This is a genomic window from Escherichia sp. E2562, from assembly GCF_005781075.1.
Lineage (GTDB): Bacteria > Pseudomonadota > Gammaproteobacteria > Enterobacterales > Enterobacteriaceae > Escherichia.
Window position 1 is genome coordinate 51,073 of the sequence record NZ_VATM01000001.1, and the last position, 24,533, is coordinate 75,605.

Below are 24,533 nucleotides of genomic sequence, written 5' to 3' on the forward strand. Positions count from 1 at the left end.
AACGCAATCCGGCCTGAATTCAGGCCGGATTTTTTGATGACTATGCGCTTAACAATTCATATTTCTTAATTTTACGATAAAGCGTGGCGATGCCAATACCAAGCTCATCAGCGACTTGCTTCTTACTGTTATGCCGTGAGAGCGCTTCGCGAATCATCTGCTTTTCCATCTCCTCCAGCGCTGTGCCGCCAGCATCATCAAGAGCCAAATGTGCCTCGCTGGCTTCTGGCATCTCACTTTGCTCCGCCGTACCGTTATTAACCAGATTTGGTGGTAGTAGCGTACTGTCGATGACTTCGCCCGAAGGAACGACGTTGACCAGATACTCCATCAAATTACTTAACTCTCGCAGGTTTCCTGGCCAACGATGCTTACGCAGTAACTCAACAACATCGGGAGCAATACCCGGGTAAACCGATCCCAGACGACGGGTATGGAGATGTAAAAAGTAATGCACCAGCAGTTCAATATCTTCCTGACGCTCACGTAGCGGTGGCAGAGTGATAGGAATAACGTTAAGTCGGTAGAAAAGATCTTCGCGGAATTTACCTTCGGCTATGAACTGAGCCAGATTCTGGTTTGTTGCAGAAATGATGCGGATGTCGACCTGTATTGGGCTACTGGCGCCAATAGGCAGGATCTCACGCGCTTCAATCGCCCGCAGCAGTTTTGCCTGAAGCATTAAAGGCATATCGCCAATTTCATCAAGAAACAGCGTTCCCGTGTTTGCTGCCTGAATCAGCCCTGTTTTACCGTTGGCAGAAGCGCCAGTAAATGCGCCTTTAACATAACCGAACAGCTCACTCTCCAGAAGCTGCTCCGGAATTGCCGCGCAGTTGATAGCGATAAAGGGTTTGTTCCGTCGCCCACTCAACTTATGAATAGCACGGGCCACCACTTCTTTTCCGGTCCCGCTTTCACCAACGACCATGACGCTGGAGGGGCTAGGTGCGATGCGGCTAATCAGCCGTTTTAATTGCCGCATAACACGGCACTCGCCAACCAATTGTTCAATATGCGGTTCATCAGATGCATTTGCCACGGAAAAACTGGTATGGGATTGGTGAAACGCCATTAAAAATAGCTGTCGTCCCTGAATGTTATGCAACTGACCAATTATCAATTCACTTTTATCATCCCACGAGACAATATGTTGCATATGTCCATGAGTAAAATTACTCTCAAATGTTAATGGCCTGAAACGGATAAGTTTCCCAACCATATTATTTTGCACAACGCCAAGTGTTTTTAATGCAGTCTGATTAACGAACTGAACACGATTTTCCTCATCAATAACTAATACACCTTGATCCATATTATCGATCATGGTAGCAAATATTTTACTGATGTTATCTCCCGGCCCCTGATCTTCCAGGAGTTTCGAGACAAAAATAGTCGATATATGGCGAACGTAATCTGAAAATTCGCGTAAATTATCACTGATATGTTCTTGTTGCTCATGAGTAACAGCAATCAAACTTATCACTCCGACACAACGATCCTGCAGAATAACGGGCGTCCCCAGGAACGCCTTCTCACGACAACTCTCTTTACTGTCGCAGCCTTCACAAAGGGGATCGAAGCGAGAATGTGTCACGACCTTTTCGGTTTTCGTTTCGAGGACATAGCGGAGCAAGCGTGAGTTGCCACTCAACTGGCGACCAAGAAATTTCCCATATGCGCCGGTTCCAGCGACGCGACACAAGTTTTCATCAACGATCTCAACCTCAAGCTGCAAAACGCTGGCTAGCATTCTGGCAAAACGCTGAATTGTTGGTTGAATTTGCATCAAAACTGACTGCGTATTAGCAAGCTCCATAGCTTTACCTTCCAGAATCACTTAAAAGTCGATCATTGAAGACGTTGATGGTTCACAGATCATAACGATATTAACTCAGGCAAAAATCGCTTTGCTAAAAACATAAGATTTTTATCACTTTCTAATGAAATTATGGAAGTGATATCACATTTCTATATCAATATGAGAATTACGGGAGTGAGTTTATCAAACTGACGAGCTTTCACCTGTCCCTTTATCTTATTTCTGATACTTAGCAGCAAATAAATAACTGCGTTAAAAAAGCCAAACGTTTCCGTATATTTTAAACTTCCGTAGTGTGGCGATAATTTGTGATCAATCCCACATATCCCCTGTCAGATTAGCGTTTCGTGACCGCGTAGATAATTCTGGCATGTTTATTGTTAGTCCCTGGTATAGCTGTGAAAACACCAATCACTTTGGCAAGTCACAGTGAAATAAACCACTTTGCCTGTCATTCCACTACCGGGACTTTATGATGAAAACTGTTAATGAGCTGATTAAGGATATCAATTCGCTGACCTCTCACCTGCACGAGAAAGATTTTTTGTTAACGTGGGAACAGACGCCAGATGAACTGAAACAAGTACTGGACGTTGCCGCAGCATTAAAAGCACTGCGTGCTGAAAACATCTCTACCAAAGTCTTTAATAGTGGATTAGGTATTTCCGTATTCCGCGACAACTCCACTCGTACCCGCTTCTCTTATGCTTCTGCGCTTAACCTGCTCGGCCTTGCACAGCAGGATCTTGATGAAGGTAAATCACAGATTGCGCACGGCGAAACTGTCCGTGAAACCGCTAATATGATCTCCTTCTGCGCTGACGCTATCGGTATTCGTGACGATATGTATCTGGGCGCGGGTAACGCCTATATGCGTGAAGTTGGCGCGGCACTCGACGATGGCTACAAGCAAGGCGTACTGCCGCAGCGCCCGGCTTTAGTTAACCTGCAATGCGATATTGACCATCCGACTCAATCAATGGCTGACCTGGCATGGTTACGTGAACACTTTGGTTCACTGGAAAACCTGAAAGGTAAAAAAATCGCCATGACCTGGGCCTACTCCCCAAGCTATGGCAAACCGCTGTCTGTACCACAAGGCATCATCGGTCTGATGACCCGCTTCGGTATGGATGTCACCCTTGCCCATCCAGAAGGTTATGACCTGATCCCGGATGTCGTTGAAGTCGCTAAAAACAATGCTAAAGCATCCGGCGGCAGCTTCCGTCAGGTAACAAGCATGGAAGAAGCATTCAAAGACGCTGACATCGTTTATCCGAAGTCCTGGGCACCTTACAAAGTGATGGAAGAGCGTACTGAACTGCTGCGCGCTAATGATCACGAAGGACTGAAAGCGCTGGAAAAACAGTGTCTGGCACAGAACGCACAGCACAAAGACTGGCATTGTACTGAAGAGATGATGGAGCTGACCCGCGACGGCGAAGCCCTGTATATGCACTGCCTGCCAGCCGATATCAGCGGCGTATCCTGCAAAGAAGGTGAAGTTACTGAAGGTGTATTCGAAAAATACCGTATCGCAACCTACAAAGAAGCCAGCTGGAAGCCATACATCATCGCAGCGATGATCCTGTCCCGTAAATATTCCAAACCAGGCGCACTGCTCGAACAACTGCTGAAAGAAGCACAAGAACGCGTGAAATAACCCCCCTCGGGCCGATCGACAGGTCGGCTCTCTATTTTCAGAGGCCAAAAGGATAGGATATGTCCGTTTTCTCATTGAAGATTGATATCGCCGATAACAAATTTTTCAACGGCGAAACATCACCGCTCTTTTCGCAAAGCCAGGCAAAACTGGCGCGCCAGTTCCACCAGAAAATTGCTGGCTATCGCCCAACACCGCTTTGTGCGCTGGACGATCTCGCAAACCTTTTTGGTGTGAAGAAAATTCTCGTTAAGGACGAATCAAAACGATTCGGTCTGAACGCCTTCAAAATGCTCGGCGGTGCGTACGCCATCGCTCAATTATTGTGCGAAAAATATCATCTTGATATCGAAATGCTGTCATTCGAGCATCTGAAAAATGCCATCGGCGAAAAAATGACATTTGCTACAACGACCGACGGCAACCACGGGCGCGGTGTTGCCTGGGCAGCACAGCAACTCGGTCAGAACGCGGTAATTTACATGCCGAAAGGTTCCGCTCAAGAACGCGTTGACGCCATTCTGAACCTCGGAGCCGAGTGCATCGTCACTGATATGAACTATGACGATACCGTTCGCCTGACCATGCAACACGCGCAGCAACACGGCTGGGAAGTGGTGCAAGATACCGCCTGGGAAGGTTACACCAAAATTCCAACCTGGATCATGCAGGGCTACGCCACTCTGGCAGATGAAGCCGTCGAGCAAATGCGTGAAATGGGCGTAACACCAACTCACGTTCTGCTGCAAGCCGGTGTCGGCGCTATGGCCGGCGGTGTACTAGGTTATTTGGTGGATGTTTACACCCCGCAAAATCTGCACAGCATCATTGTTGAACCTGACAAAGCTGACTGTATTTATCGCTCCGGCGTCAAAGGTGACATCGTCAACGTTGGCGGCGATATGGCCACGATTATGGCGGGCCTGGCTTGCGGCGAACCTAACCCTCTGGGCTGGGAAATCTTACGTAACTGTGCCACCCAATTTATCTCCTGTCAGGACAGCGTTGCCGCATTAGGTATGCGTGTGCTGGGTAATCCGTACGGCAACGATCCACGCATCATTTCTGGTGAATCTGGCGCTGTCGGTTTGGGCGTTCTCGCGGCTGTTCATTATCACCCGCAACGTCAAAGCCTGATGGAAAAACTGGCTCTGAACAAAGATGCCGTCGTCCTGGTTATCAGCACCGAAGGCGACACCGACGTGAAGCACTACCGCGAAGTTGTCTGGGAAGGCAAACACTCTGTAGCACCTTAATCACCCTATTGGAACAACTCCCCGCCAAATGGGGAGTAAAAAATCTGGAGAAAAATAATGGCTAAGAATATTCCATTCAAACTGATTCTTGAAAAAGCAAAAGATTACCAGGCAGACATGACTCGCTTCCTGCGCGATATGGTTGCTATTCCCAGTGAAAGCTGCGACGAAAAACGTGTAGTACATCGTATTAAAGAAGAGATGGAAAAAGTCGGCTTCGATAAAGTTGAAATCGATCCGATGGGTAACGTTCTCGGCTATATCGGCCAGGGTCCGCGTCTGGTTGCAATGGACGCTCACATCGACACCGTTGGCATTGGTAACATCAAAAACTGGGAATTCGACCCGTACGAAGGCATGGAAACCGACGAGCTGATCGGTGGCCGTGGTACTTCCGACCAGGAAGGCGGCATGGCATCAATGGTTTATGCCGGTAAGATCATTAAAGACCTCGGTCTGGAAGATGAATATACCCTGCTGGTCACCGGTACTGTGCAAGAAGAAGACTGCGACGGTCTGTGCTGGCAGTACATTATTGAACAATCCGGCATTCGCCCGGAATTTGTGGTCAGTACCGAACCAACCGACTGCCAGGTATATCGTGGTCAGCGCGGTCGTATGGAAATTCGCATTGATGTTCAGGGCGTTAGCTGCCATGGTTCAGCACCAGAACGCGGTGATAACGCCATTTTCAAAATGGGCCCGATTCTTGGCGAATTACAAGAACTGTCCCAACGTCTGGGCTATGACGAATTCCTCGGCAAAGGAACTCTGACTGTTTCCGAAATTTTCTTCACCTCACCAAGTCGTTGCGCAGTAGCAGACAGCTGTGCCGTTTCCATCGACCGTCGCCTGACCTGGGGCGAAACCTGGGAAGGCGCGCTGGATGAAATCCGCGCCCTGCCTGCGGTACAGAAAGCCAATGCTGTCGTTTCTATGTACAACTACGACCGTCCGTCCTGGACTGGCCTGGTTTACCCAACCGAATGCTACTTCCCGACCTGGAAAGTGGAAGAAGATCATTTCACCGTTAAAACGCTGGTGAATGCCTACGAAGGTCTGTTTGGCAAAGCACCGGTCGTTGATAAGTGGACGTTCTCAACTAACGGCGTATCCATTATGGGCCGTCACGGCATTCCGGTCATCGGCTTTGGACCGGGTAAAGAACCTGAAGCGCACGCGCCAAACGAAAAAACCTGGAAATCTCACCTGGTGACCTGTGCCGCTATGTACGCTGCAATCCCGTTAAGCTGGCTGGCAACAGAATAATTACTCTTCACCTATTTCCCTCCGGTTCGCCGGAGGGTTTTTTGGAGTTTGCTATGCGCGTATTGATCAAAAACGGCACTGTCGTTAACGCAGATGGACAAGCCAAACAGGACTTGCTGATTGAAAGCGGTATTGTCCGCCAGTTAGGCAAAGATATTTCGCCGCAACTCCCCTGTGAAGAAATTGATGCCACTGGCTGTCATGTTTTCCCTGGCGGCGTAGATGTCCATACACATTTCAATATTGATGTCGGCATCGCGCGCAGTTGTGATGATTTTTTTACCGGTACCCGCGCAGCCGCGTGTGGCGGTACAACAACCATTATTGATCATATGGGATTTGGCCCGAATGGCTGCCGATTACGCCATCAACTGGAAGTTTATCGTGGTTATGCCGCCCATAAAGCGGTCATCGACTACAGCTTTCACGGTGTTATCCAGCATATTAATCACGCCATACTCGACGAAATTCCGATGATGGTAGAAGAAGGGCTGAGCAGTTTTAAACTCTATTTAACCTATCAATACAAACTCAACGATGATGAAGTCCTACAGGCATTACGCCGCCTGCATGAATCCGGCGCGCTGACCACTGTACACCCAGAAAATGACGCCGCAATCGCCAGTAAGCGAGCGGAGTTTATCGCCGCTGGGTTAACCGCGCCGTGCTACCACGCCTTGAGCCGACCTCTGGAATGCGAAGCCGAAGCCATCGCCAGAATGATTAACCTGGCACAAATTGCCGGTAACGCCCCGCTCTATATCGTGCACCTGTCTAACGGCTTAGGTCTGGATTATCTGCGCCTTGCTCGCGCGAATCACCAGCCAGTCTGGGTTGAAACCTGCCCGCAATATCTCCTGCTGGACGAACGCAGTTACGATACAGAAGATGGCATGAAGTTCATTCTTAGCCCACCGCTGCGCAACGTTCGCGAGCAGGACAAGCTGTGGTGTGGCATCAGCGATGGTGCGATTGACGTGGTGGCGACCGATCACTGCACCTTCTCGATGGCCCAGCGCCAACAAATTTCTAAAGGCGATTTCAGCCGCTGTCCAAATGGCTTGCCCGGTGTGGAAAATCGCATGCAGTTGCTGTTCTCCAGTGGCGTAATGACGGGACGTATCACACCGGAGCGTTTTGTTGAATTAACCAGTGCGATGCCCGCAAGGCTGTTTGGCCTGTGGCCACAAAAAGGATTATTAGCACCCGGTTCCGATGGCGACGTGGTGATTATCGACCCACGCCAGAGCCAACAAATTCAGCATCGCCATCTCCACGACAACGCCGACTACTCTCCCTGGGAGGGCTTTACCTGTCAGGGTGCGATTGTCAGAACCTTATCCCGTGGTGAAACGATTTTCTGTGACGGCACCTTTACAGGCAAAGCCGGACGAGGACGTTTCCTGCGACGCAAACCGTTTGTCCCTCCCGTGCTCTAACCACTGCCAGGGATCTATACACAATCAAGAATGATGAGTGAGGAAAAATGAGTAAGAAAATTGTTCTCGCCCTCGGCGGGAATGCGCTGGGCGACGATCTGGCTGGACAAATGAAAGCGGTAAAAATTACGTCTCAGGCAATTGTTGATTTAATTGCCCAGGGACATGAAGTTATCGTCACTCATGGTAATGGACCACAGGTAGGCATGATTAACCAGGCATTCGAAGCCGCTGCAAAAACTGAAGCGCATTCACCGATGCTGCCAATGTCTGTCTGTGTTGCGTTGAGTCAGGGATATATTGGTTACGATCTGCAAAACGCCTTAAGAGAAGAACTGCTTTCTCGTGGCATTAATAAACCCGTTGCAACGCTGGTTACCCAGGTCGAAGTCGACGCTAACGATCCGGCCTTCCTCAACCCAACCAAACCGATCGGTTCGTTCTTTACCGAGCAGGAAGCAGAGCAACTGACAAAACAGGGCTATACCCTGAAAGAAGATGCGGGTCGCGGCTATCGTCGTGTCGTTGCTTCGCCTAAGCCGGTAGATATTGTTGAAAAAGAGACAGTTAAAGCGCTGGTAGATGCAGGACAGGTTGTGATCACCGTTGGCGGTGGCGGTATTCCTGTGATTCGAGAAGGTAACCATCTGCGCGGTGCCAGTGCGGTTATCGATAAAGACTGGGCCAGCGCCCGTTTAGCAGAAATGATCGATGCCGATATGCTGATCATTCTGACTGCTGTAGAAAAAGTGGCGATTAACTTCGGTAAAGAGAATGAGCAGTGGCTCGATCGCCTGTCATTGGCCGATGCAGAACGCTTTATCGAAGAAGGGCATTTTGCAAAAGGTTCTATGCTGCCGAAAGTGGAAGCCGCCGCATCATTTGCCCGCTCTCGCGCAGGTCGCGAAGCACTGATTACCGTGTTGAGCAAAGCGAAAGAAGGGATTGAAGGAAAAACCGGAACGGTGATTTCTCAGTAATTTATTGGCCGGGTGGCGATGCCATTCGGCCAAAGATTGTTAACAAAGTGCGCGTTATTGATGCCGGATGCGGCGTGAACGCCTTACCCACTCTACAAAACATCTAATATTCAATGGTTTGCAAAGCATTTGTAGGCCTGATAAGCACAGCGCATCAGGCAATTTGGCGTTTGTCATCAGTCTCAGGCCGGGTGGGTAATACCATCCGGCCATTTGCATTTAAGCCACTTCCAGTACTTCTTTCGTCGCTTTAACGCCCTGATGCATCAACATCATTAACGCCTCAAGTACGCCACCACCAATCGCTCGGGCTTTGTCAGAAACGCTGGTGAAATCAGCCGTTTCACCACGAGGATCGATATCACCGATTTTAAAGCCACCGACCACCGCCAGCCCGTCATTAAGTAAACCACGCACCATTCCCGTCAGTGGCGCTTTTATTTCATGCTCGCCAATCCAGGCAATAACATCGCCCTCTTGTACCAGATCGCCTAACTTCACGTTGGACCGCATGATACCTGCCGCCGGAGCGCGAATAACTCGCCGGGTGGTATGCCCCATAATATTACCGGGAACGCCAGTGTTCTCCTGTGCGCAACCAGAGTAAATAACCTGTCCCAACCAATGCCCACGATTTGTTTCAATCACCGCATGACAATCTTTACCTGCGGTAAAGCCCGGCCCAAGCGCGATCGTCACTGGAGCCATGTCTGCACGCGTACCCAAATTCTGTTTCGCCAGAATAGCATCCACCACACAAAGTGGTTTCAGCTCATCAAGCAGTAAACAGTCGGGGTCAACTATCACGGGAATAAACCCACGCTCAGTCAGTTTCATCGCCTCTACAGCGCTGGTTGCCAGTCGGGCGGTGACGCCTTCAACCGTCATTTCGTCATCGAACACGGCCTGGGCAAACGCCACGGTACAACGAATCACCGTCGGTTTTTCCACTTCCAGCATGATCACTTTAAAACCCGCATGATACAGACGTAGCGCCACACCACTGGCGATATCCCCCGCACCGCGAATCACCACCAGCTGGTGTCCGGAAGGATGAGAAGGTTTCATCATCAGCCCACCCGGCGCGTTATTTTTCACCTGTAATATTTCTGCCAGAACGCTGATAGCGATCTCCTGCGGCGTTTCAGCACCTATGTTGTAGCCCACCGGTGCGTGCAAACGGGCAATATGTTCTTCAGCCACGCCTTTCTCACGCAATTGACGCAGGAAAAGCTGAACCTTGCGGCGACTTGCCAGCAACCCCAACCATGCAATGGGTTGTTCAATGAGTTTATCGAGGGCTTCACGATCCTGATTATTCGTGGCAATCAGGACAAAATTATCAGGGCGAATATCCAGTGCTTCCACGGCCGCGCCAAACGACTCAGCATGAACAAGCGCAGTTGATGGCGGGAAAAGTTCAGGATTCAGGCTTTCGCGATAAATATCGGCAACAGCAATATCAAACCCCAGAAGTGCTGCGCTTTGGGCTATCGCCCGGTTAACATGCCCCGCGCCGATCAACACCAGCCGGGGTCGCATACCATGTACGCTGATAAACACTGACATTGCGCCTCCGCAATCTGAGCCGACGGCATCCGTGCCGTTACGCGCCATGCGTCCATGGAATAATCGTGGCTTACGTTCCTGCAATGCCTGAAGCGACTCTTCAATCACCTTTCGCTCAACCATTCCCCCGCCAATTGTACCGACGATAGAACCATCGGCGCGCACTAACATTTGTGCAGAATGGCGGGGAGTAGAGCCTCGGCTATCTACAATTTGCGCTATTGCAAAAGGACAATTTTGCTCTTCGAGTTTTGCAGCCTCTGTGAAAATATTCATACCAACCTCAATCGATATCCATTCAGTAACCCGGAAGGCCCGGGCCGCTAATTCACAAATCTGCGCGCGATTGCAGGATGTTCTTGTATATCGCCCAGCCAGATTGCCTCTACGTCATGTTGTTGCAGCGGCTGAAGTAGCTCGCTTTGCGCAATCGCATTCTCACATTGAGAAAAACGGTTAATGAACCAGATTCGTCGACAGCCTTGTGGTACGTTTTTAAACGCGCCCTGAGGGTGACGAACCAGCGCAACGAGATCGCTCAGTTGCAAGGTTGCATCAGGTGTTAACCCGGTAATATCAGCAAACTGCGACCAGCGATGGACATTTTCCGTGCCAACTTGCGCGCCCAAAATATGCCCTCCCATCACAGCAATCACGCAGCAACTGCTTTTGGGTATGCAAGGTTCGTGCTCATCAGGCGCTTTTAACGGCATTCCACGCGAGCCATCTGCCTCAATGAGAATTACGTCACACTCTGGTCGTTGCACCAGTGCATCAATCACTTCTGGCGTAAATCCCTGCACTTTTCCCTGGTTCGCTTTCCAGCGGTGAAAACAAAATGAAATGGGGAATTTGAGAGACGAGTGAGGAAGCATTGCGGGATCACGACAGAAAACCACGGGCCAGTGAGAATCTGGCATAAACATATGTGTGGTCGTAGTAATTAACACGCGCCTGCCTATGGACTGAAATAACTGCGCCAGCCAAAAAAGCAGACTGGTTTTCCCCCCAGCGCCAACAACAGAAATCACAGTGGGGTGTTTCTGCGCGCCTAAATCAATGAATAACGCCGATGGGTCAATTATACTTTTCACGAGTCTTCATGGACCTCTCTGAGGTAAATACGCATTAATCAGGGAGTAACACATTTTCAGGCGTTATTAGCCCATATAATAATGGAACCACTATGTCAGCCATCGACTGTATAATTACCGCGGCCGGATTATCATCAAGAATGGGGCAATGGAAAATGATGTTACCCTGGCAACAGGGAACAATTCTTGACGCGAGTATCAAAAATGCGTTGCAGTTTTGTAGCCGAATTATTTTGGTCACTGGTTATCGCGGCAATGAACTGCATAATCGCTACGCTAGCCATAGCAACATTACTATTATTTACAATCCAGATTATGCGCAGGGGTTACTGACTTCGGTAAAAGCCGCAGCGCCAGCGGTACAAACAGAACATTGTTTTCTCACTCATGGTGATATGCCAACCATCAACAGAGATATCTTTCTAAAAATCTGGAAGTTACGAAACAACGGAGCCATACTCCCGCTCCATAATGGTACGCCTGGCCATCCGATTTTAGTGTCAAAATCCTGCCTGATGCAGGCGGTCAAACAACCTAATGTTACCCATATGCGCCAGGCATTACTCATGGGCGAACATTATTTCGTCGAAATGGAAAATGAAGAAATAATTTTAGATATTGATACTCCAAATGACTTTATTGATGCGCAAAAAAAGTATACTAAAATTTAGAAAAGCCAGTTAAACGATTGCGTTCAAATATTAAATCCACTCAGTACATCTTTATCATAATGATACAGAATCACTGATTTTGAGAAATGAGAAAAAGTGATAAAACTCCTGACAACAATAATACCCAGGAGTGATTTTAATTCTCATTTAACTCCTGTGAGATCATTCACAAAAGCCCCTTAAGTTTCGAGGCGCTTCACATTTTTTTATATTTCCTGGCGAACATGGCAAGAGTGGTGTGATTGTTGCTCTATCCCCCTAAACCACCGGATTTCTCAATACCGGTCACTCAATGATATCTGTGTAAGCTAAGGAGAGGGTTATGGGGGATATTATGCGTCCCATTCCGTTTGAGGAACTTTTGACGCGCATATTTGATGAATACCAACAACAACGCTCAATCTTTGGTATTCCCGAGCAACAGTTTTACTCACCCGCAAAAGGTAAATCTGTCGGTGTTTTCGGTGAAACCTGTGCGACACCAGTCGGCCCCGCCGCAGGTCCGCACACGCAACTCGCACAAAACATCGTCACTTCCTGGCTGACTGGCGGACGCTTCATCGAACTTAAAACAGTACAAATCCTCGATCGTCTGGAGCTGGAAAAGCCCTGTATCGACGCCGAAGACGAGTGTTTTAACACCGAATGGTCCACCGAATTTACCCTGCTTAAAGCGTGGGATGAATACCTCAAAGCCTGGTTCGCCCTGCATCTTCTCGAAGCTATGTTCCAGCCGTCCGAGTCCGGTAAATCATTCATCTTTAATATGAGCGTCGGTTACAACCTCGAAGGCATTAAACAACCACCCATGCAGCAGTTCATCGATAATATGATGGACGCGTCTGCACATCCGAAGTTCGCACAATACCGCGATACGCTTCATAAACTACTCCAGGATGACGCATTTTTAGCCCGCCACGGTTTGCAGGAAAAACGTGAAAGCTTGCAGGCCTTATCGGCACGTATCCCCACCAGCATGGTACAAGGCGTTACCCTCTCCACGATGCACGGCTGCCCTCCACATGAAATCGAAGCCATTTGCCGTTACATGCTGGAAGAAAAAGAGCTCAATACCTTCGTGAAACTCAACCCGACTTTATTGGGTTACGCGCGAGTGCGCGAGATTCTCGATAGCTGTGGTTTCGATTACATTGGCTTAAAAGAAGAGTCATTTGATCACGATCTCAAGCTAACCCAGGCGCTGGAAATGCTGGAACGCCTGATGGCGCTGGCGAAAGAAAAATCGCTCGGATTTGGCGTCAAACTGACTAATACCCTCGGCACCATCAACAATAAAGGCGCACTGCCTGGCGAAGAGATGTATATGTCCGGGCGTGCGCTGTTCCCGCTCTCCATCAATGTCGCAGCAGTTCTTTCCCGCGCCTTTGACGGCAAACTGCCTATCTCTTATTCCGGTGGCGCCAGCCAGTTAACTATCCGCGATATTTTCGATACCGGTATTCGCCCGATAACCATGGCAACTGACCTGCTGAAACCTGGTGGCTATCTGCGCTTAAGCGCTTGCATGCGCGAACTGGAAGGGTCAGACGCCTGGGAGCTTAACCGTGTTGACGTCGAACGGCTAAACAGGCTGGCAGCAGATGCGCTAACTATGGAATACACCCAGAAACACTGGAAGCCAGAAGAGCGTATTGAAGTGGCAGAAGACCTGCCACTGACCGACTGCTACGTTGCCCCCTGTGTTACTGCTTGTGCCATCAAACAGGATATTCCGGAATATATTCGCCTGCTGGGCGAACATCGCTATGCCGACGCGCTGGAACTTATCTACCAACGCAACGCCCTGCCCGCGATTACCGGCCATATTTGCGATCACCAGTGCCAGTACAACTGTACTCGTCTGGATTACGACAGTGCGTTGAATATCCGCGAACTGAAAAAAGTCGCCCTGGAAAAAGGCTGGGATGAATATAAGCAACGCTGGCACAAACCAGCCGGTTCTGGTTCTCGTCATCCGGTTGCTGTAATTGGCGCCGGTCCGGCGGGCCTGGCTGCAGGTTACTTCCTTGCCAGAGCAGGTCATCCGGTCACGCTGTTTGAACGCGAAGCTAACGCGGGCGGCGTGGTGAAAAATATCATTCCTCAGTTCCGTATCCCGGCTGAGTTAATTCAGCACGATATCGATTTTGTTGCCGATCACGGCGTGAAATTTGAGTACGGTTGCTCGCCGGACCTGACCGTCGAACAGTTAAAAAATCAGGGCTTCCACTACGTTCTGATTGCCACAGGTACTGATAAAAATAGCGGTGTGAAACTGGCGGGCGACAACCAGAATGTCTGGAAATCTCTCCCCTTCCTGCGCGAGTACAACAAGGGTACTGCGCTCAAGCTGGGTAAACATGTGGTGGTTGTCGGGGCGGGTAACACCGCAATGGACTGCGCCCGTGCGGCATTACGCGTGCCTGGCGTTGAAAAAGCAACCGTCGTTTACCGTCGTTCACTGCAAGAGATGCCAGCATGGCGCGAAGAGTATGAAGAAGCACTGCACGATGGCGTGGAGTTCCGTTTCCTGAACAATCCTGAACGCTTCGATGCTGATGGCACCTTAACGTTGCGCGTCATGTCACTTGGCGAACCTGATGAGAAAGGTCGTCGCCGCCCGGTAGAAACCAACGAAACGGTAACACTGCACGTAGACAGTTTGATTACCGCCATTGGCGAACAACAGGATACTGAAGCCCTGAATACGATGGGCGTGCCGCTGGACAACAACGGCTGGCCAGACGTCGACCATAACGGTGAAACCCGCCTGACTAATGTCTTTATGATCGGTGACGTACAGCGCGGACCGTCCTCCATTGTCGCGGCTGTCGGCACAGCTCGTCGGGCATCGGATGCCATTCTTAGCCGGGAAAATATCCGTTCACACCAAAGCGATAAATACTGGAACAACGTCAACCCGACGGAAATCTACCAACGCAAAGGCGATATCTCTGTCACCCTGGTGAACAGCGATGATCGTGACGCGTTTGTCGCTCAGGAAGCCGCACGTTGCCTTGAATGTAACTACGTTTGCAGCAAGTGTGTGGATGTCTGCCCGAACCGCGCCAACGTGTCAATTGCGGTCCCTGGATTCCAGAACCGTTTCCAGACACTGCACCTGGACGCCTACTGCAACGAATGCGGCAACTGCGCCCAGTTCTGCCCGTGGAACGGTAAACCGTACAAAGACAAAATCACCGTCTTTAGCCTGTCGCAAGATTTTGATAACAGCAGCAACCCAGGCTTCCTGGTGGAAGATTGCCGAGTACGCGTGCGTCTGAATAACCAAAGCTGGGTGTTAAACATCGACAGCGAAGGCCAGTTCAACAACGTACCGCCAGAGCTGAACGATATGTGCCGCATCATTAGCCATGTCCACCAGCATCATCATTATCTGCTGGGCCGCGTGGAGGTGTAATCATGTTGATTCTGAAGAATGTCACCGCAGTACAGCTACACCCGGCGAAAGTGCAGGAAGGCGTCGATATCGCCATCGAAAATGATGTGATTATCGCTATCGGCAACGCCCTGACACACCGCTACCCTGAAGCCAACTACAAAGAGATGCATGGTCGGATTGTAATGCCGGGGATTGTCTGCTCGCACAACCATTTTTACTCGGGGCTTTCCCGCGGAATTATGGCAAACATCGCCCCCTGCCCGGACTTCATCTCGACGCTGAAAAACCTGTGGTGGCGGCTCGATCGCGCCCTTGATGAAGAATCTCTCTACTACAGCGGACTGATTTGTTCACTGGAAGCAATCAAGAGCGGATGTACATCGGTTATCGATCACCATGCTTCTCCGGCGTATATCGGCGGGTCGCTCTCAACGCTGCGCAACGCATTTTTAAAAGTTGGCCTGCGCGCGATGACCTGTTTTGAAACCACTGACCGTAACAACGGCATTAAAGAGTTACAGGAAGGGGTAGAAGAAAATATCCGCTTCGCCCGTCAGATTGATGATGCGAAGAAAGCGGCAACCGAGCCGTATCTGGTAGAAGCGCATATCGGCGCTCACGCCCCGTTTACCGTGCCGGATGCTGGACTGGAAATGCTGCGCGAAGCAGTGAAAGCTACCGGGCGTGGTTTACACATTCACGCCGCTGAAGACCTTTACGACGTTTCTCACAGTCACCACTGGTACGGCAAAGACCTGCTGGTACGGCTGGCAGAATACGATCTCATCGACAGCAAAACGCTGGTTGCTCACGGTCTGTATTTGTCAAAAGAAGATATTGCTCTGCTCAATCAGCGCGATGCGTTCCTGGTGCATAACGCTCGTTCCAACATGAACAACCACGTCGGCTACAACCATCACCTTAGCGATATTCGCAATCTGGCGTTGGGAACCGACGGCATTGGTTCAGATATGTTTGAAGAGATGAAATTCGCCTTCTTTAAACATCGCGATGCGGGTGGTCCGCTATGGCCAGACAGTTTTGCCAAAGCCCTGACTAACGGCAACGAACTGATAAGCCGCAACTTTGGCGCGAAATTTGGCCTCCTGGAAGCCGGTTATAAAGCAGATTTAACCATTTGCGATTACAACTCGCCGACGCCGCTGCTGGCAGACAATATCGCTGGACATATCGCCTTTGGTATGGGGTCAGGCAGCGTTCACAGCGTGATGGTCAACGGCGTGATGGTCTATGAAGAGCGTCAGTTTAACTTCGATTGCGATTCCATTTATGCGCAAGCCAGAAAAGCCGCTGCCAGTATGTGGCGTCGTATGGATGCATTGGCATAAATGACAAAAACCCTTTTCCTTCAGGGAAGAGGGTTAAATAAGGAAAGAAGATGATTGAACAATTTTTCAGGCCCGACTCTGTCGAACAGGCGCTGGAACTGAAGCGCCGCTACCAGGATGAAGCCGTCTGGTTTGCCGGCGGCAGCAAACTCAACGCCACGCCAACCCGCACCGATAAAAAGATTGCCATTTCCTTACAAGATCTGGAACTGGACTGGGTTGACTGGGATAACGGCGCACTGCGTATTGGTGCAATGTCTCGCTTACAGCCACTGCGTGATGCGCGCTTTATTCCTGCGGCACTGCGCGAAGCACTCGGTTTTGTTTACTCTCGCCATGTTCGTAATCAGTCGACTATTGGTGGCGAAATCGCCGCCCAGCAGGAAGAATCGGTGTTGCTTCCCGTTCTGCTGGCTCTGGATGCTGAACTGGTTTTTGGCAATGGTGAAACACTGTCAATCGAAGAGTACCTGGCCTGCCCATGCGATCGCCTGCTAACCGAAATCATCATTAAAGATCCGTACCGCACCTGTGCGACTCGCAAAATTAGCCGTTCCCAGGCTGGATTAACGGTAGTGACAGCAGCCGTAGCGTTAACCGACCACGACGGTATGCGAATTGCGCTGGATGGCGTCACCAGTAAAGCACTGCGTCTGCACGATGTCGAAAAACAAAATTTGGAAGGCTATGCACTTGAACAGGCTGTCGCCAACGCCATTTTCCCGCAGGAAGATTTGCGGGGCAGCGTGGCCTATAAACGCTATATCACGGGAGTTCTGGTAGCCGACCTGTATGCCGACTGCCAACAGGCTGGGGAGGAAGCCGTATGAATATCCACTTTACTTTAAATGGCGCGCCCCAGGAGCTAAAGGCCAATCCTGGTGAGAACGTGCAAAAGCTGTTGTTTGGCATGGGTATGCACTCTGTGCGCAACAGTGATGATGGCTTCGGTTTTGCCGGTTCTGACGCGATTCTTTTTAACGGTAATATCCTTAACGCCTCCCTGTTGATAGCAGCACAGTTAGAAAACGCAGACATTCTCACCACTGAATCCTTAGGCAAATGGAATGAATTAAGTCTGGTTCAACAGGCAATGGTTGATGTCGGCGTGGTTCAGTCCGGTTATAACGATCCGGCTGCGGCTCTGATTATCACCGATCTTCTCGATCGCATCGCCACACCAACCCGCGAAGAGATCGACGACGCGCTTTCTGGTCTGTTCAGCCGCGATGCTGGCTGGCAGCAATACTACCAGGTCATTGAACTGGCGGTTGCACGTAAAAATAACCCACAGGCTACGATTGATATCGCCCCAACTTTCCGCGATGACCTTGAAGTTATTGGTAAACATTACCCGAAAACCGACGCTGCCAAAATGGTGCAGGCGAAACCCTGCTATGTTGAAGACCGCGTAACCGCTGACGCCTGCGTCATTAAAATGTTACGTAGCCCACACGCTCACGCACTGATTACCCATCTGGATGTCAGTAAAGCCGAGGCTTTACCGGGCGTTGTTCACGTTATTACTCACCTGAATTGCCCGGATATCTACTACACACCTGGTGGTCAGAGCGCACCGGAACCGTCACCGCTTGACCGCCGTATGTTCGGCAAGAAAATGCGCCACGTCGGCGATCGCGTGGCTGCGGTCGTAGCTGAAAATGAAGAAATTGCGCTCGAAGCACTGAAGCTCATCGACGTTGAATATGAGGTGCTTAAGCCAGTAATGTCGATTGACGAGGCAATGGCGGAAGATGCGCCTGTCGTACACGATGAACCGGTGGTGTATGTTGCTGGTGCGCCAGATACTCTGGAAGACGATAACAGCCATGCAGCCCAGCGCGGCGAGCATATGATCATCAACTTCCCTATCGGTTCTCGCCCTCGCAAAAATATCGCCGCCAGTATTCATGGTCATATTGGTGATATGGACAAAGGCTTTGCCGACGCCGATGTGATCATTGAACGAACCTATAATTCAACTCAGGCACAACAGTGCCCGACTGAAACACACATCTGCTTTACCCGCATGGACGGCGATCGTCTGGTTATCCACGCGTCCACTCAAGTACCGTGGCACCTGCGTCGCCAGGTTGCGCGTCTCGTGTGCATGAAACAGCATAAAGTTCATGTCATTAAAGAACGCGTAGGCGGCGGTTTTGGGTCTAAACAGGACATCCTGCTGGAAGAAGTGTGCGCCTGGGCAACCTGCGTGACCGGGCGTCCGGTACTGTTCCGCTACACCCGTGAAGAAGAGTTTATTGCTAACACCTCTCGTCACGTCGCGAAAGTTACCGTAAAACTGGGGGCCAAAAAAGATGGTCGCCTGACGGCAGTGAAGATGGATTTCCGCGCCAACACAGGACCTTACGGCAACCACTCACTCACCGTACCGTGTAACGGACCGGCGCTATCACTGCCGTTATATCCGTGCGATAACGTCGATTTCCAGGTCACCACCTACTACAGCAACATCTGCCCAAATGGTGCTTATCAGGGTTATGGCGCACCGAAAGGTAACTTCGCTATCACTATGGCATTAGCAGAACTGGCTGAACAGTTGCAGATCGACCAGCTGGAAATTATCGAACGTAACCGGGTACACGAAGGGCAAGAGCTGAAGATTCTCGGCGCAATTGGCGAAGGTAAAGCGCCAACCTCCGTTCCTTCTGCTGCCAGCTGCGCACTGGAAGAGATCCTGCGTCAGGGGCGTGAGATGATCCAATGGTCTTCACCTAAAGCGCAGGAAGGTGACTGGTGCGTGGGTCGTGGCGTCGCCATTATTATGCAGAAATCAGGTATCCCTGATATCGATCAGGCTAACTGCATGATCAAACTGGAATCAGACGGTACATTTATCGTCCATTCTGGTGGTGCTGACATCGGTACGGGTCTGGATACTGTAGTCACTAAACTGGCGGCCGAAGTGCTGCATTGTCCACCGCAGGACGTGCATGTTATCTCCGGTGATACCGATCATGCGTTGTTTGATAAAGGCGCGTATGCCTCGTCCGGCACTTGCTTCTCAGGCAACGCCGCACGTATGGCAGCGGAAAATTTACGCGACAAAATCCTTTTCCACGGCGCGCAAATGTTGGGTGAGCCACTGGAAGATGTTCAACTGGCAACGCCGGGTGTCGTTCGCGGCAAGAAAGGCGAAGTCAGTTTCGGGGATATTGCCCATAAAGGCGAAACTGGTACTGGCTTTGGTTCACTGGTGGGAACAGCCAGTTACATCACGCCTGATTTCGCCTTCCCGTATGGGGCAAACTTCGCTGAAGTGGCCGTCAATACACGTACCGGTGAAATCCGCCTGGATAAATTCTACGCCTTGCTGGATTGCGGTACTCCGGTCAACCCGGAGTTAGCGTTGGGGCAGATCTACGGCGCTACCCTCCGAGCTATCGGCCACAGCATGAGCGAAGAGATCATTTATGACGCCAAAGGACACCCATTAACGCGTGATTTACGCAGCTACGGCGCGCCGAAAATTGGCGACATTCCGCGTGATTTCCGCGCTGTGCTGGTGCCGAGTGACGATAAAGTCGGCCCATTCGGGGCGAAATCAATCTCGGAGATCGGCGTGAACGGTGCAGCACCGGCAATTGCTACCGCAATTCACGATGCTTGCGGCATTTGGTTACGCGAATGGCATTTCACACCGGAGAAAATACTCACCGCACTGAAAAAAATATAAATAATAAATGGCCGCTTCGGCGGCCAGTTTCCCTTGTATTAAAGATAACTAATTAGTAACTGCGAAAATGAGATAAGCCGTTCTCAAGGCGTCCTGCGCCCCAAATTCGTGGGAATTTATTTTACTGATTCAGATGATCAAATTTACTTTATAAAGGAGTGAAGGGATGTCTGATATAAACCATGCAGGTTCTGACCTTATATTTGAACTGGAGGATCGCCCTCCTTTTCATCAGGCTGTCGTTGGTGCCATTACCCATCTATTGGCAATTTTCGTCCCAATGGTAACACCCGCGCTAATTGTGGGGGCGGCCTTACAACTTTCCGCAGAAACCACTGCCTACCTGGTTTCCATGGCGATGATCGCTTCTGGTATTGGTACCTGGTTGCAGGTAAATCGTTATGGCATCGTCGGTTCTGGTCTACTCTCAATTCAGTCAGTCAATTTTTCATTTGTGACAGTCATGATTGCGCTGGGTAGCAGCATGAAAAGCGACGGTTTTCATGAAGAATTAATCATGTCGTCACTCCTCGGCGTCTCCTTCGTTGGTGCCTTTCTGGTGGTCGGAGCCTCTTTTATTCTTCCTTATTTACGCAGAGTAATTACTCCCACTGTCAGTGGTATTGTTGTACTGATGATCGGCTTAAGCCTGATTAAAGTTGGCATTATTGATTTTGGCGGTGGTTTTGCCGCCAAGAGCAGTGGCACGTTCGGCAACTACGAGCATCTTGGTGTTGGTTTACTGGTGCTGATTGTGGTTATTGGCTTTAACTGTTGTCGCAGTCCGCTACTACGTATGGGCGGAATCGCCATTGGTCTGTGCGTGGGTTATGCGGTTTCATTATGCCTTGGCATGGTGGACTTCAGCAGTTTACGCAATCTCCCCCTCATTACTATTCCCCATCCTTTCAAATACGGATTTAATTTCAACCTCCATCAGTTCCTGGTGGTCGGCACCATTTATCTGCTTAGTGTGCTGGAAGCGGTAGGGGATATCACCGCCACAGCAATGGTTTCCCGCCGCCCTATCCAGGGAGAAGAATATCAGTCACGCCTGAAAGGCGGCGTGCTGGCAGATGGTCTGGTTTCGGTTATCGACTCCGCCGTCGGTTCATTACCATTAACCACTTTTGCACAAAATAATGGCGTAATACAGATGACTGGCGTCGCTTCACGTTATATCGGGCGCACCATTGCGGTAATGCTAGTTATCCTTGGATTATTTCCGATGATCGGCGGCTTCTTCACCACTATTCCCTCGGCAGTTCTGGGTGGTGCAATGACGTTGATGTTTTCCATGATTGCCATTGCGGGTATCCGCATCATTATTACCAACGGATTAAAGCGCCGTGAAACACTTATTGTCGCCACTTCTTTAGGTTTAGGACTTGGTGTTTCTTATGACCCCGAAATTTTTAAAATATTGCCCGCCTCAATATATGTATTAGTTGAAAATCCTATTTGTGCCGGAGGCCTAACTGCGATTTTATTAAATATTATCCTCCCTGGTGGCTACCGACAGGAAAACGTTCTGCCGGGTATTACCTCTGCGGAAGAGATGGATTAACAGTAAAGGAGTCAATGATGTCAGGGGAACACACGTTAAAAGCAGTACGAGGCAGTTTTATTGATGTCATCCGTACGGTCGATAATCCAGAAGAGATCGCTTCTGCGCTGCGATTTATTGAGGATGGTTTATTACTCATTAAACAGGGGAAAGTGGAATGGTTTGGTGAATGGGAACAGGGCAAGCATCAAATCCCGGACACCATTCGCGTCCGTGATTATCGCGGCAAATTGATTGTACCGGGCTTTGTCGATACGCATATTCATTATCCGCAAAGTGAAATGGTCGGTGCCTATGGCGAGCAGTTACTGGAATGGCTGAATAAACACACCTTCCCTACTGAGCGCCGTTATGAGGATTTAGAGTACGCCCGCGAAATGTCGGCGTTCTTCATCAAGCAGCTTTTACGTAACGGAACCACCACGGCGCTGGTGTTTGGTACCGTCCATCCGCAATCCGTTGATGCGCTGTTTGAAGCCGCCAGTCATATCAATATGCGCATGATTGCCGGTAAGGTGATGATGGACCGCAACGCACCGGATTATCTGCTCGATACTGCCGAAAGCAGCTATCACCAAAGCAAAGAACTGATCGAACGCTGGCACAAAAATGGTCGTCTGTTATATGCCATTACACCACGCTTCGCCCCAACATCTTCACCTGAACAGATGGCGATGGCGCAACGCCTGAAAGAAGAGTATCCAGATACGTGGGTACATACCCATCTCTGTGAAAACAAAGATGAAATTGCCTGGGTGAAATCACTCTATCCTGAACATGATGGTTATCTGGATGTTTACCACCAGTACGGGCTGACAGGGAAAAACTGCGTCTTTGCTCACTGCGTCCATCTCGAAGAAAAAGAGTGGGATCGTCTCAGCGAAACCAAATCCAGCATCGCTTTCTGCCCAACTTCAAACCTCTACCTGGGCAGTGGTCTATTCAACCTACAAAAAGCCTGGAAGAAAAAAGTCAAAGTGGGCATGGGAACTGACATTGGTGCCGGAACCACCTTCAACATGCTGCAAACGTTGAATGAAGCCTACAAAGTATTGCAGTTACAGGGATACCGCCTCTCCGCGTATGAAGCGTTTTACCTTGCCACCCTTGGTGGCGCGAAATCTCTGGGCCTTGATGACCTTATCGGCAACTTTTTACCCGGCAAAGAGGCTGATTTTGTGGTGATGGAACCCACTGCCACACCACTACAGCAGCTGCGCTATGACAACTCTGTTTCTTTAGTCGACAAATTGTTCGTGATGATGACGTTGGGCGATGACCGTTCGATCTACCGCACCTACGTTGATGGTCGTCTGGTGTACGAACGCAACTAATAATAAAACCTTAACATCCTCGTGAGGACATCATTATGTCTGGAGACATCCTACAAACACCGGTCGCACCAAAGCCACAGGGCGCGCTGGATAGTTATTTTAAAATAACCGCTCGTGGCAGTACCGTTCGCCAGGAAGTACTGGCAGGCTTAACCACCTTTCTGGCCATGGTTTATTCTGTAATCGTGGTTCCCGGCATGTTGGGCAAAGCTGGTTTTCCCCCTGCTGCAGTCTTTGTTGCTACTTGTCTGGTCGCGGGCTTCGGTTCGCTGCTAATGGGGCTGTGGGCCAATTTGCCAATGGCGATCGGCTGCGCCATCTCCTTGACGGCATTTACCGCATTCAGTCTGGTACTCGGGCAACAAATTAGCGTTCCCGTCGCGCTGGGCGCGGTCTTCCTGATGGGCCTCATCTTCACCGCCATCTCCGTAACCGGTATACGAACCTGGATCTTACGCAATTTACCGATGGGTATTGCCCACGGAACAGGCATTGGTATCGGCCTGTTCCTGCTGCTGATTGCAGCTAACGGCGTTGGTATGGTTATCAAAAACCCGATTGAAGGTTTACCGGTAGCGCTCGGGGCATTTACCTCTTTCCCTGTGATGATGAGCTTGCTGGGATTAGCGGTAATTTTTGGTCTGGAGAAGTGCCGCGTACCAGGAGGGATCTTACTGGTAATTATCGCCATCTCGATAATCGGCTTAATCTTTGACCCCGCGGTGGAATACCACGGTCTGGTGGCGATGCCGAGCCTGACAGGAGAAGATGGTAAGTCGCTAATTTTCAGCCTCGACATTATGGGTGCACTCCAGCCAACCGTTCTCCCGAGTGTACTGGCACTGGTGATGACCGCCGTATTTGATGCCACCGGCACCATCCGCGCAGTAGCCGGTCAGGCGAATCTCCTGGATAAAGACAACCAGATAATCAACGGTGGTAAAGCCCTGACCAGCGATTCCGTCAGCTCGATATTTTCTGGGCTGGTGGGCGCTGCGCCTGCGGCGGTCTATATCGAATCTGCGGCAGGAACCGCAGCGGGTGGCAAAACAGGTCTGACAGCGACGATTGTTGGCTTACTGTTCCTGTTGATTCTGTTTTTATCACCGTTATCGTTTCTGATCCCCGGTTATGCCACAGCGCCCGCACTGATGTACGTGGGTCTGCTGATGCTAAGTAACGTCTCAAAACTGGACTTCAATGACTTTATTGATGCGATGGCGGGCTTGGTTTGCGCTGTCTTTATCGTCCTGACCTGTAATATCGTCACCGGCATTATGCTGGGCTTTGTAACTCTCGTAGTGGGTCGTGTTTTTGCTCGCGAATGGAACAAACTCAATATTGGTACTGTCATCATAACTGTCGCCCTGGTCGCATTTTACGCGGGTGGCTGGGCTATCTAGAAGAACCTCCGCGCCAT

16 protein-coding genes are annotated in these 24,533 nt (G+C 50.2%); 13 read left to right on the plus strand and 3 right to left on the minus strand.

Going from position 1 to position 24,533, the window contains the following annotated elements:
* Positions 1-40 precede the first annotated feature (40 nt).
* The gene (locus tag FEK43_RS00210; protein WP_130258073.1) at positions 41-1,819 is read right to left on the minus strand and encodes a sigma-54-dependent Fis family transcriptional regulator; all 1,779 of its coding nucleotides are present in this window, start codon (positions 1,817-1,819) and stop codon (positions 41-43) included.
* A gap of 478 nt (positions 1,820-2,297) precedes the next feature.
* Here FEK43_RS00210 and ygeW point away from each other — a divergent pair, with 478 nt between their 5' ends.
* From ygeW to arcC, 5 genes are read left to right on the plus strand one after another with little or no spacing between them, the layout of a single operon-like run.
* Positions 2,298-3,485 carry a knotted carbamoyltransferase YgeW gene (ygeW, locus tag FEK43_RS00215; RefSeq protein ID WP_001360948.1) on the plus strand — a complete coding sequence of 396 codons (1,188 nt, stop codon included), beginning with the start codon at positions 2,298-2,300 and terminating at the stop codon, positions 3,483-3,485.
* A 59-nt stretch (positions 3,486-3,544) separates the two neighbouring features.
* Positions 3,545-4,741, plus strand: coding sequence for a diaminopropionate ammonia-lyase (gene dpaL / locus FEK43_RS00220; RefSeq protein WP_135407742.1), 1,197 nt, complete (start codon positions 3,545-3,547; stop codon positions 4,739-4,741).
* Between the two features lie 57 nt (positions 4,742-4,798).
* On the plus strand, positions 4,799-6,010 hold the full coding sequence (locus FEK43_RS00225) for a YgeY family selenium metabolism-linked hydrolase (protein WP_135407744.1): 1,212 nt from the start codon (positions 4,799-4,801) through the stop codon (positions 6,008-6,010).
* A 53-nt stretch (positions 6,011-6,063) separates the two neighbouring features.
* Positions 6,064-7,449, plus strand: a complete 1,386-nt coding sequence (gene hyuA / locus FEK43_RS00230) for a D-phenylhydantoinase (RefSeq protein ID WP_135407745.1) — start codon at positions 6,064-6,066, stop codon at positions 7,447-7,449.
* 47 nt (positions 7,450-7,496) lie between these two features.
* Positions 7,497-8,429: a carbamate kinase gene (arcC, locus tag FEK43_RS00235; RefSeq protein ID WP_130207792.1), complete on the plus strand. Its 933-nt coding sequence runs from the start codon at positions 7,497-7,499 to the stop codon at positions 8,427-8,429.
* Positions 8,430-8,648: 219 nt separating this feature from the next.
* On the opposite strand, the gene yqeB is transcribed toward arcC, so the two are convergent.
* Entirely contained in the window at positions 8,649-10,274 is a 1,626-nt protein-coding gene (gene yqeB, locus FEK43_RS00240; RefSeq protein ID WP_130207794.1) for a selenium-dependent molybdenum cofactor biosynthesis protein YqeB, read from the minus strand.
* Between the two features lie 47 nt (positions 10,275-10,321).
* Positions 10,322-11,092: a selenium cofactor biosynthesis protein YqeC gene (gene yqeC, locus FEK43_RS00245; RefSeq protein WP_131161991.1), complete on the minus strand. Its 771-nt coding sequence runs from the start codon at positions 11,090-11,092 to the stop codon at positions 10,322-10,324.
* Positions 11,093-11,184: 92 nt separating this feature from the next.
* Here yqeC and mocA point away from each other — a divergent pair, with 92 nt between their 5' ends.
* The 8 genes from mocA (at position 11,185) to ghxQ (ending at position 24,516) form a co-directional block, all read left to right on the plus strand.
* Positions 11,185-11,763 carry a molybdenum cofactor cytidylyltransferase gene (gene mocA, locus FEK43_RS00250; RefSeq protein WP_135407747.1) on the plus strand — a complete coding sequence of 193 codons (579 nt, stop codon included), beginning with the start codon at positions 11,185-11,187 and terminating at the stop codon, positions 11,761-11,763.
* 322 nt (positions 11,764-12,085) lie between these two features.
* On the plus strand, positions 12,086-15,184 hold the full coding sequence (gene ygfK, locus FEK43_RS00255; RefSeq protein ID WP_135407748.1) for a putative selenate reductase subunit YgfK: 3,099 nt from the start codon (positions 12,086-12,088) through the stop codon (positions 15,182-15,184).
* A gap of 2 nt (positions 15,185-15,186) precedes the next feature.
* Positions 15,187-16,515 (plus strand): putative aminohydrolase SsnA, encoded by a 1,329-nt coding sequence (gene ssnA / locus FEK43_RS00260; protein WP_135407750.1) that lies wholly within the window; start codon positions 15,187-15,189, stop codon positions 16,513-16,515.
* Between the two features lie 50 nt (positions 16,516-16,565).
* Positions 16,566-17,345: a molybdopterin-dependent oxidoreductase FAD-binding subunit gene (gene ygfM / locus FEK43_RS00265; RefSeq protein WP_130259390.1), complete on the plus strand. Its 780-nt coding sequence runs from the start codon at positions 16,566-16,568 to the stop codon at positions 17,343-17,345.
* Positions 17,342-20,212 (plus strand): molybdopterin-dependent oxidoreductase Mo/Fe-S-binding subunit, encoded by a 2,871-nt coding sequence (locus tag FEK43_RS00270; protein ID WP_135407752.1) that lies wholly within the window; start codon positions 17,342-17,344, stop codon positions 20,210-20,212. Before ygfM ends, FEK43_RS00270 begins: the two co-directional genes overlap by 4 nt.
* A 166-nt stretch (positions 20,213-20,378) precedes the next feature.
* Positions 20,379-21,779 carry a xanthine/proton symporter XanQ gene (gene xanQ / locus FEK43_RS00275; RefSeq protein ID WP_138158383.1) on the plus strand — a complete coding sequence of 467 codons (1,401 nt, stop codon included), beginning with the start codon at positions 20,379-20,381 and terminating at the stop codon, positions 21,777-21,779.
* Between the two features lie 17 nt (positions 21,780-21,796).
* Positions 21,797-23,113 (plus strand): guanine deaminase, encoded by a 1,317-nt coding sequence (gene guaD, locus FEK43_RS00280; RefSeq protein ID WP_130208049.1) that lies wholly within the window; start codon positions 21,797-21,799, stop codon positions 23,111-23,113.
* Between the two features lie 35 nt (positions 23,114-23,148).
* A complete protein-coding gene (gene ghxQ, locus FEK43_RS00285; RefSeq protein ID WP_130207810.1) occupies positions 23,149-24,516 on the plus strand; it encodes a guanine/hypoxanthine transporter GhxQ in 1,368 nt (455 codons plus the stop codon).
* The last annotated feature ends 17 nt before the right edge of the window (positions 24,517-24,533 follow it).

Bases quoted from the DNA above. Each gene is read 5' to 3' on its own strand.
- FEK43_RS00210 (WP_130258073.1), bottom strand. From the start codon at position 1,819: ATGGAGCTTGCTAATACGCAGTCAGTTTTGATGCAAATTCAACCAACA.
- ygeW (WP_001360948.1), top strand. From the start codon at position 2,298: ATGAAAACTGTTAATGAGCTGATTAAGGATATCAATTCGCTGACCTCT.
- dpaL (WP_135407742.1), top strand. From the start codon at position 3,545: ATGTCCGTTTTCTCATTGAAGATTGATATCGCCGATAACAAATTTTTC.
- FEK43_RS00225 (WP_135407744.1), top strand. From the start codon at position 4,799: ATGGCTAAGAATATTCCATTCAAACTGATTCTTGAAAAAGCAAAAGAT.
- hyuA (WP_135407745.1), top strand. From the start codon at position 6,064: ATGCGCGTATTGATCAAAAACGGCACTGTCGTTAACGCAGATGGACAA.
- arcC (WP_130207792.1), top strand. From the start codon at position 7,497: ATGAGTAAGAAAATTGTTCTCGCCCTCGGCGGGAATGCGCTGGGCGAC.
- yqeB (WP_130207794.1), bottom strand. From the start codon at position 10,274: ATGAATATTTTCACAGAGGCTGCAAAACTCGAAGAGCAAAATTGTCCT.
- mocA (WP_135407747.1), top strand. From the start codon at position 11,185: ATGTCAGCCATCGACTGTATAATTACCGCGGCCGGATTATCATCAAGA.
- ygfK (WP_135407748.1), top strand. From the start codon at position 12,086: ATGGGGGATATTATGCGTCCCATTCCGTTTGAGGAACTTTTGACGCGC.
- ssnA (WP_135407750.1), top strand. From the start codon at position 15,187: ATGTTGATTCTGAAGAATGTCACCGCAGTACAGCTACACCCGGCGAAA.
- ygfM (WP_130259390.1), top strand. From the start codon at position 16,566: ATGATTGAACAATTTTTCAGGCCCGACTCTGTCGAACAGGCGCTGGAA.
- FEK43_RS00270 (WP_135407752.1), top strand. From the start codon at position 17,342: ATGAATATCCACTTTACTTTAAATGGCGCGCCCCAGGAGCTAAAGGCC.
- xanQ (WP_138158383.1), top strand. From the start codon at position 20,379: ATGTCTGATATAAACCATGCAGGTTCTGACCTTATATTTGAACTGGAG.
- guaD (WP_130208049.1), top strand. From the start codon at position 21,797: ATGTCAGGGGAACACACGTTAAAAGCAGTACGAGGCAGTTTTATTGAT.
- ghxQ (WP_130207810.1), top strand. From the start codon at position 23,149: ATGTCTGGAGACATCCTACAAACACCGGTCGCACCAAAGCCACAGGGC.